The organism is Microcystis sp. M44BS1, from assembly GCF_020244875.1.
Classification (GTDB): Bacteria; Cyanobacteriota; Cyanobacteriia; order Cyanobacteriales; family Microcystaceae; genus Microcystis; species Microcystis panniformis.
The window spans coordinates 1-9,014 of sequence record NZ_JADBVM010000217.1 but is presented as its reverse complement, the minus strand read 5'-3'; the positions used below and the strand labels follow the sequence as shown (position 1 = coordinate 9,014).

Below are 9,014 nucleotides of genomic sequence, written 5' to 3'. Positions count from 1 at the left end.
TGGTCGAGGGAATCAACAATAAACTTAAACTAATAAAACGGAGAGCCTATGGCTTTAGAAACTTTCGTAATTTTTGGGTTAGAAGTATGTTATCTTGGCATCTTGTCTGTTGATTTAGCATAAAGAGTAACGAAGAGCCAATTTTTTTTGTCTCTAGTAATTCCTGAAAATATCTAGCGTTAAAAGAGGAAGATTCCTCGATGACACCGGGGACAAAGAAATGGCTTTATCTTTGGCATCCGGGAAAATTCTGACTATTTCCCCGTCCTTCACTTCCTATCTATCGCCCTGGCAGCATCATCAGCTAAACTGACTAATATCAGTTATTTTAGCTATCAGCATCGAAATTCCCCTTATTCTGGCAGTTAAACGGGAGAAGATCGACTAGATTGTTCTTTTTCGGACTGTTAGCGGTTAGGATGTATTACTTGGGGGACGATCGAGATAGATCAAGAAAGTGCGATAGTACAGATAAGAGATCAGGGAAAATTTTTTCGCCCAACCTAAACCTTTTTGACACTGACGTTCTATGATGCCTCATATCTTCCTATTTTTAGAGATTTTTGCCCAAGAAGGCGGTATTCAATCCTATATCAAGGATGTTCTGCCAGCTTATCTCACTTTGCCCGATTGCGAGGCGGCCGAGGTTTTTTTACTGCGGGATGCCCCTGATTGTCCTAATCCTTTCAAAAATCAAGGTATTACCTTTCATTACCTGAAAAATAACTCAGCAACTCTCGGACGCATTCAATTAGCCCTTAAGTTTCTGGTTTCTCTCCTCATGAAACGTCCCCAACGGGTTTTTTGTGGTCATATAAATTTAGCCCCCCTCACCCGTCTTTACTGTCAAGTTTTAGGCATACCCTACACCGTCCTCACCTACGGCAATGAAGTCTGGGAACCTTTAGCAAATTCGCAAAAACAGGCCCTGCAAGCGGCCGCATCGATCTGGACAATTAGCCGTTACACTCGCGATCTTATGTGTGAGGCTAACGCTATTGATCCCAAAAAAGTAGCAATTCTCCCCTGTGTGGTGGATGAGGAAAAGTTTAATTTAGGCGAAAAGTCCTTGACATTAATCAAAAAATATGATATAGAAAATGCCAAAGTTTTATTAACAGTGGCCCGGTTGTGGTCGGGGGATATCCATAAAGGGGTAGATGTTACCATTCGGGCCCTGCCGACAATTCTAGAGACTTATCCCGAAGTAAAATATCTAGTCATCGGACGAGGGGACGATCGCCCCAGGTTAGAAGCTTTAACCAAGCAGTTAGGAGTGGATAAACAGGTAATTTTCGCGGGTTTTGTCCCCACAGAAGAATTAGCCGACCATTATCGTTTAGCCGATGCTTACGTTATGCCCTCCCGGGAAGGATTCGGGATTGTTTACCTAGAGGCCATGGCCTGTGGTATTCCCGTGATTTCTGGAGATGAGGACGGTTCAGCAGAGCCGCTGCAGGATGGTTTGGTGGGGTGGCGCGTTCCCTATCGAGATGCCGAAAAGGTGGCTAAAGCTTGTCTAGAAATTTTGCCAGGTCAGGATCAACGTTGTCACCCGCAATGGTTGCGTCAACAAACTGTAACTAAATTCGGCAAAAAGACTTTACAAGCAAAATTACGGCAGTTAATCTAATTATAACTTCATTGGGCATCGTCTCCTCAATACCAGCCACTGACTAGCCAAAACCACAACTTTGTCACTCATTATTAAGATAACTGCTATACTCCTCTATGGCTTCCCCAAAAGATTTTATTAGTCCGGTCAATTCTGGTCAAAAGTTGGTCTATCCTTTTCGCAACTATCTTAACTATCTTCACGAAAAATACTCTGATTTACAGACGGGTAAGATCGCCGATTATATTCCGGAATTAGCCCTAGCAGCTCCACAATGGTTTGGTATTTCGGTAATTACCACTGACGGTCAGATTTTTGAGGTGGGAGACTGTCAGCAAACCTTTACAGTACAATCGATTTCTAAAGCTTTTGTCTTTGGATTAGCTCTAGAAGATCACGGACGGGAATACGTTAATAGTAAAGTCGGTGTTGAACCCACGGGAGAAGCTTTTAACTCGATTATGCTCGATGAAAAAACCAATCGTCCCTATAATCCTATGGTTAATGCTGGTGCGATCGCTACCACGGATTTAATCACCGGACAGAATGCCACCGAAAGGCTAAAACGTATTTTAGAAATGTTTAAACGCTATACGGGTAGGGACCACGAGATTAATGTCCCCGTTTTTCTCTCGGAAAAATCCACCGGCAATCGCAATCGGGCCATGGCTTATCTGATGCTAAATTTTGGCATGGTCAGCGATAAAATTGAAGAAACCCTCGATCTTTACTGTCAACAATGCGCCATTCTCGTCCATGCTCATGATTTAGCTCTGATGGCTGCTACCTTGGCTAATGGGGGTGTCAACCCAATCACAGGAATACGGGCGATCGATGAACACTACGTTCAAGATGTGATCAGTGTTATGCTTACCTGTGGAATGTACGACGCTTCGGGAGAATGGACTTATCGGGTAGGATTACCAGCAAAAAGCGGTGTCGGTGGCGGAATTACGGCAGTAGTCCCCCATAAGTTGGGAATTGGCACTTTTTCGCCCCTTTTAGATGAAAAAGGCAACAGCATCAGAGGAGTGAAAATTTGTCAAGATATTTCAGAGGATTTTGGTTTACATTTATTCAATGTGGCCAAACCAGAACGAGATTTAAAAACATGGCTTGAAGGCAATAGTTGATACCACCCCCTACTTCCCTCTCCCCACTCTGCCATAGCTTTTAAACAGGATTTAGTCTGATAAGTAGGGAGGCACAATTATTTGTAGGATGGGTTAGCGGTAGCGTAACATGATGCGGGCGTTGGGTTTCATGCTTCAACCCAACCTACGTTCTCCTTACCCCACAGTTAACTTTACTTTTGTCCTGAAAATCGATAAAACCCCACACCCCACCTGCCCCCAGGAAAAACTTTTTGCCGCAACCCCTACTTAACTGTCCCTGACAAGAGCGCCTACCGGCCCTAGAAAATTAATTTGGCCAGAGGTCTGTGGAAAAAATTTCGTAAACCTCTTGACAAAAGCAGCGGATTGTGTGTAATATAAATGTTGTGTGAGGAGTATAAGTTCAGTATAAGAGGAACCTTTGGGGTCGAAACACGGCAAGACTCCCAGAGGTTCTTCTTTTTCACTCCCTTATTGGCTCAAAGTCAGCCATAAAATCAGGTTTTGCCCGATCGCTAGTTTTTTCTCAAGTTATCCCTTCTAGGTCTGTTTTTGCTTGCCAAGAGCAACAGGTCAAAATTTTTGCCGAAGAAACTGCACAAGAGCAGTGTAATTGCTCGTAAAATTGGGAATTAAGTACAGGGGCAATCCTATGGCAGATAAAAATAACGGTAACGGTGGCTTATTCGTCGTCGGGGTTTTAGTGGGCAGTGCGATCGGGGCAGTGGCGGGTTTATTAGTAGCGCCGAGATCTGGAAAAGAAACCCGTCGAATTCTGCAAAAATCCGCCCGGGCTTTGCCTGAATTAGCCGAAGATCTGACCACGACGATGCAATTACAGGCCGATCGCCTATCGGAATCGGCCCGGCGTAATTGGGATGATACTTTAATGAGATTAAAAGAGGCGGTGACAGCTGGAATCGAAGCTAGTCAAAGTCTAGCCACGGACAATCCCTCCCCCGACTCGCAAGAATCCCCCCAAGGCGATAATCAACACTCGAATCACTACTAAATGACCGAACCTATTTTCTGGCTAGGATGTTCTTTACTGCTAGTCGCCGTTAGTTTAACGGCGGTTTTCATCGCCGCTTTACCTGCCCTGCAAGAGTTAGCCCGGGCAGCCCGCAGTGCCGAAAAATTATTCGATACCCTCCATCGGGAATTTCCCCCGACTCTAGAAGCAATTCGCCTAACAGGGGCGGAAATCAGCGAATTAACCGAAAATATCGATGAAGGGGTCAAAAGTACCCGCCAAGTTGTCCAAGGAGTCGATCGCAGTCTCGGTAGTGCTAAAGCCGGTCTCAGCAAGTTCGATCGTGGCAGCCGTCGCCTCTTGATCGGTTTGAAAGTCGCTTGGAATACTTGGAAACGCAGTTAAGCAGATGGGGAAGTGGGGTGTGGGGTGTGGGGTGTGGGGTGTGGGGAGTTTTCTCAGTGAACTGATAACTGATAACTGATAACTGATAACTGATAACTGACTCCTGACTCCACCAACAAACTTTTTCAGCAAACCCTACTTAGGCAGAGGAGAATATAAGTTATTATGAGTGATTTTCCGGCTTTAACGGCGTTAATTCTGGCTGGTGGTCAAAGTTCCCGTATGGGACGAGATAAAGCTTTGTTATCTTTTCAGGGTCTCTCTTTTCTAGAGAATATCTGTTTAATTGCCCAAGATTGTGCAGTACAAGTGTATGTAATTACGCCTTGGCCAGAACGTTATGAACTGATCATTCCCCAATACTGCCGGATAATTAAGGAACTGCTTCCCACTAGGGGGCCTTTATTGGCCTTTGCCTTGGCATTAACTTTTGTATCAACCGATTGGGTTTTATTACTCCCTTGCGATTTACCTTTACTAACGCCTCCAATTATTCAAGAATGGTCAAGATTATTAGCCACTGTACCAGAAAATGCCGTGGCTTTGGTTCCCCGGTGCGGGAATCGTTGGGAACCTCTCTGTGCTTTTTATCATCGTCGTTGTTTAGCATCTTTGCAGACTTATATTCAGCAAGGGGGAACTTCTTTTCAAAAATGGTTAAATGTCGCTGTGGTGGAGGAATTAATTATCGATAATTCCGAGATTTTATTTAACTGTAATACTCCGGAAGATTTAGAGATAATAATAAACTCCCCAGATATTAACCGTAAGAAAACCTAGCACAAAAGGGAGTAAAAGTAAAGAGATCGGCGAAGAAATATTGGATAAATGGCGATAACCATAGTAGAGCATTCCGGTTAGATAACCGCCCGTTACACCGATAATTGCGCCAATAATATCGCCATTGATGGACAAATAGGAAGTGAGCAAAATGACGAGGGAAAAGGGCAAAACTATTAGGCCAGCTAAAAATATATCGCCAGTAAAACTACCATATTTATTACTTAATTTTCTGCCAAACCAACTAGATAAAGTCAGAATAATAAAAGGAAATACTGCCCAGCCTAATAACAGCAAAAACTCAGATTTAACTGTCCAGTTTTGCCAAGTAAAAGCGATAAAAAAACTGCTGATGATTGCTGCTAATGCACCCGTAGCCAAAGCCTGATTACGGTTAAGCTTTAAAAAAGACTCTGCTAGACCGGTCTTGGGTTTGAGCAAAGATGAGCCAGATATTTTCAGCAAATTAAAAACAATAAAAAGAGTTTTTGACCACTTGATTGATTGCGGTTGTCGATAACTTTTATGAGCATCTCTTAACTTATTGGCAATGGCATGATAGCGGCGAAAATTTCCCTGTTGCTTAAATTTCTTGGCTGCTATTTGAAAATCTTTTCGTGCTGCTGGCAGTTCCGAGAGTTCCTCTAGAGCTAATCCTCTGTGATAATAGAATTGGGGGTTATTGGGGTCAATGGCGATTGCTTTGCCATAAGCTTCTAGGGAGGATTGGGTGTAACCGAGTCGTTGACGGGATAAACCGAGGTAATAGTAAGCTTGGGAACAATCGGGTTTTAACTGCAAAACTTGCCGACAATCGCTTAAAACTTGCCGATCCTGCTGATTATGGTAGTAAACTTCCGCCCGTTGCAGATAGGCCTGCCAAAATTGCGGATTAATTGCGATCGCTTGCTGGTAAAATGCGATCGCTAGTTGATAATTTTTCTCTTGAGCGTAGTGCCATCCCTGTTGATAAAAATCCTCGGCACTGGGGTTAAAAGTGGGTATTTCTGGGGATAAACTGCGATCATACTCTTTTCTTTTGTCTTTATCGCTCAAAACCCGATAAGCTTGTTCAATTTCCCGAAATTTTGTCACTGCTTCTGGATCATTGGGATTATAATCGGGGTGATATTGCCGGGCCAGACGACGAAAAGCGGCTTTTATCTGATTATTACTGGCATTACGGGGAATTTGCAGGATTTCATAGTAATTTTTCATACTCGAATGCGGGGGGAATTTTCAACTACTGAAAATTGTTGCCAATGGCTCGCCGAAACGACTATCATTGTCAATTAAATAGCTTTTATTGAGAGTTGATCGCTTATGTCTGCCTACACTGCTTCCTCCCTGAAAGCGGAACTCAACGCGCGGGGGTGGCGCTTAACTCCCCAGCGAGAGAAAATTCTGCACGTTTTCCAGAATTTACCGAAAGGCAATCATCTCAGCGCCGAAGAATTGCAGGAATTGCTGGACAAAAGGGGGGAAGGAATTAGTTTATCGACAATTTACCGCAGTGTTAAACTGATGTCGCGGATGGGAATTTTGCGGGAGTTGGAATTGGCCGAGGGTCATAAACACTACGAACTCAATCAACCCTATCCCCACCACCATCATCATTTGGTCTGTATTCAGTGTAATAAAACCATCGAATTTAACAATGATTCCATTCTCAAACACAGTCTCAAACAGTGTGAGAAAGAGGGTTTTCAGTTAATTGACTGTCAGTTAACGGTGATGGCCATCTGTCCGGAAGCTTTGCGGATGGGTTGGCCGTCGGGAATACCGAGTAATTGGGGTTGTACCCGTTCGCTGGTGGATACTCGTTTCCAAAACTGCGAGATTCCCGAATCAAAGGAACCGGAACCAGAAAACTAGACATCTAAGCGGACATTCCCAACTGAAAACCGAGAGCTTTTTTCTGCATTAATTGGAAAATATTATAAAATCCGTTGGCGCGGGAAGGGGTAAGACTGACTTTTAAACCGGTTTCTTCGATAAAATCTGGGGTGACTTGCAGGATTTCCGAGGGAGTCAGTCCATTTAACCCCTCGATTAACAAAGCAACTAAACCTTTGACTAATTGTGCGTCGGAATCGCCTTTATACCAAACTTGGCCATTTTCGATGTCGGCAGTGATATAAACTTGGGATACACAGCCGTGGACTTTATTAGTGGGGATTTTGGCAGATTCTGGTATTGGTTCTAGTTTTTTAGCAAAAGCTAGTAATTGTTCGTATTTTTGCTTAGGATCGGTACGACGTTTGAGGCGTTCGACGATGCGATCGAGATTAGACGGGAGCATATTGCAAGTTAAAATAGGAAAAAATTAGCCAATAGCTTTTTTATATTAGCATTCTTGCGGAAGTTGAGTGCTGTGGTTATCGATGCTAGGACTGCCTTGGTCAAAGCGCATTGATGCTATCTGCTAGAATTGGCATCAATCAAACACCACGCTTGCAGGGGTATTCATCCGACATTTTAGGTAAATTCCAGAAAAAAAACCACCCTAAACCCCACAGTTGTCAAGTCTTTTAAATAATTCTTAATATTTCTTGCCGTTTTGCTCTCTGGCTCTTGTCCAGCTTTTCGACGGAATCGCTAAAATGATCAGGGGTATTTTAGAGGCAAGTCTATGAGTGAACCGGTAACTCTTGCGGATATTTACCAGCTATTCCGCACTTCCGCCGAGGAATATGATCGCCGGGCTGAGGAATATGATCGCCGGGCTGCCGAATCCAAGGCGGAATATGATCGCCTGGTTGCCCAATCCAAGGCGGAATATGATCGCCTGGTTGCCCAATCCAAGGCGGAATATGATCGCCTGGTTGCCCAATCCAAGGCGGAATATGATCGCCATAGAGTCGAAATAGAGAGCCTCCTAGCCGAATCTAAACTAGAAAGCGATCGCTCCATGGCAGAACTGAAACGGACGGTTGAACGAACCAGCAAAGCGGTAGATAGTCTCACCACTCGCTGGGGTCGATTTGTGGAAGAATTGGTAGAACCGGCGGTTTTACGGCTTTTTCAGGAAAAAGGCATTGATATTAAGGAAGTTTATCCCCGCGCTAGAGTCAAACGTCAAGGCATCGCCATGGAAATTGATATTCTAGCGGTGGATGATACCGATCTCGTGGTGGTGGAATGTAAATCTCGATTGTCTCAAGATGATGTGGATGAATTTATCGAAAAATTGACTCGTTTTAAAATCGCTTTTCCCCATTATCAAAACTATCGAGCCTACGGTGCAGTGGCAGGAATTGAAATCAACGAAGGAATCGATCGCTATGCTTATAAAAAAGGTCTATTTGTGATTAAACCCTCCGGGGATACGGTGGCCATTATCAATGATGCTGACTTTCAACCGAATACTTGGTAATTTCCCTAGTCAAAACAATCGCTATGGTTAACCTTTCCTACAATAAAAATCGCCTTCTTCCCACTGCCGAAGAATTGCCCTGTTCTGACGAAACACCCGTGGATAACCAGCTACAGAACGACATTCCCAATCTATTACTCAGTTTATTAGCATTTATTTGGATGGGGCGGGATGATTGGTATTTTGGTGTCGATATGGGAGTTTATTACAATCCCGACGAACCGGCGATCATACCCGATGGATTTTTGGCAGTGGGAGTCAAACACGATACCGGCGAAAGGGGAAGATTAAGCTATGTTCTCTGGGAAGAAGCTTATATTATGCCCATATTGGCCCTGGAAGTGATTTCCGAGAAATATAATGGGGAATATGAGGGAAAGTTAGCGGATTATCAAACCCTAGGCATTCTCTATTACGCCATTTACAATCCCTTGAGCGGTAGAAGGGGAAGGTTTAAAAATAGAGAGAGATTAGAGGTTTATAAGCTTATAGCGGGGAAATACGAGCTTTTAGAGCCTGAAAATAATCGGGTATGGTTGCCAGAAATCGGGTTAGCGTTGGGATATGAACAGGGAGAACATATCGCTTGGGTGCGAGAATGGCTGTATTGCTGGACTTCCCCGTTGACAAAAAGCCATAAGCTGTGCTGTAGAAGGGATTAAGAGAATTACCAGCACCCCGTTACTGGGTACAAATCAGAGAAACTCCCAATAAATCTAACGCTTTTTGTTGCAGTTGGGTCGGTCGAGT

At 43.9% G+C, this 9,014-nt stretch carries 10 protein-coding genes and 1 pseudogene; 9 read left to right on the top strand and 2 right to left on the bottom strand.

Annotated elements, in window-relative coordinates:
- The 6 genes from IM515_RS17025 to IM515_RS17000 form a co-directional block, all read left to right on the top strand.
- A partial coding sequence (locus IM515_RS17025; RefSeq protein WP_185237766.1) for a transposase occupies positions 1–113 on the top strand: 113 nt, incomplete at its 5' end.
- A 416-nt stretch (positions 114–529) separates the two neighbouring features.
- Positions 530–1,633: a glycosyltransferase family 4 protein gene (locus IM515_RS17020; protein WP_287630270.1), complete on the top strand. Its 1,104-nt coding sequence runs from the start codon at positions 530–532 to the stop codon at positions 1,631–1,633.
- A gap of 98 nt (positions 1,634–1,731) precedes the next feature.
- Positions 1,732–2,748, top strand: coding sequence for a glutaminase A (gene glsA / locus IM515_RS17015; RefSeq protein WP_287630269.1), 1,017 nt, complete (start codon positions 1,732–1,734; stop codon positions 2,746–2,748).
- Positions 2,749–3,382: 634 nt separating this feature from the next.
- The gene (locus tag IM515_RS17010) at positions 3,383–3,742 is read left to right on the top strand and encodes a YtxH domain-containing protein (protein ID WP_002761233.1); all 360 of its coding nucleotides are present in this window, start codon (positions 3,383–3,385) and stop codon (positions 3,740–3,742) included.
- Positions 3,743–4,108, top strand: coding sequence for a DUF948 domain-containing protein (locus tag IM515_RS17005; RefSeq protein ID WP_193961841.1), 366 nt, complete (start codon positions 3,743–3,745; stop codon positions 4,106–4,108). It abuts the gene before it with no gap.
- A gap of 165 nt (positions 4,109–4,273) precedes the next feature.
- On the top strand, positions 4,274–4,888 hold the full coding sequence (locus IM515_RS17000; protein ID WP_287630268.1) for a molybdenum cofactor guanylyltransferase: 615 nt from the start codon (positions 4,274–4,276) through the stop codon (positions 4,886–4,888).
- Here the strand turns inward: IM515_RS17000 and IM515_RS16995 are convergent.
- Entirely contained in the window at positions 4,841–6,106 is a 1,266-nt protein-coding gene (locus IM515_RS16995) for a DnaJ domain-containing protein (protein WP_287630267.1), read from the bottom strand. The two genes, IM515_RS17000 and IM515_RS16995, sit on opposite strands and share 48 nt — an antisense overlap.
- Before the next feature lie 105 nt (positions 6,107–6,211).
- Between IM515_RS16995 and IM515_RS16990 the strand changes: the two genes are divergently transcribed.
- Positions 6,212–6,763, top strand: a complete 552-nt coding sequence (locus IM515_RS16990; RefSeq protein WP_002737956.1) for a ferric uptake regulation protein — start codon at positions 6,212–6,214, stop codon at positions 6,761–6,763.
- Between the two features lie 4 nt (positions 6,764–6,767).
- Here IM515_RS16990 and IM515_RS16985 read toward each other — a convergent pair whose 3' ends face one another.
- Entirely contained in the window at positions 6,768–7,190 is a 423-nt protein-coding gene (locus IM515_RS16985; RefSeq protein ID WP_002766044.1) for a SufE family protein, read from the bottom strand.
- A gap of 330 nt (positions 7,191–7,520) precedes the next feature.
- Here IM515_RS16985 and IM515_RS16980 point away from each other — a divergent pair, with 330 nt between their 5' ends.
- Positions 7,521–8,264, top strand: coding sequence for a DUF3782 domain-containing protein (locus IM515_RS16980; protein ID WP_287632695.1), 744 nt, complete (start codon positions 7,521–7,523; stop codon positions 8,262–8,264).
- 23 nt (positions 8,265–8,287) lie between these two features.
- Positions 8,288–8,872, top strand: a pseudogene (locus IM515_RS16975) (Uma2 family endonuclease); the annotation flags it as partial.
- Positions 8,873–9,014 lie beyond the last annotated feature (142 nt).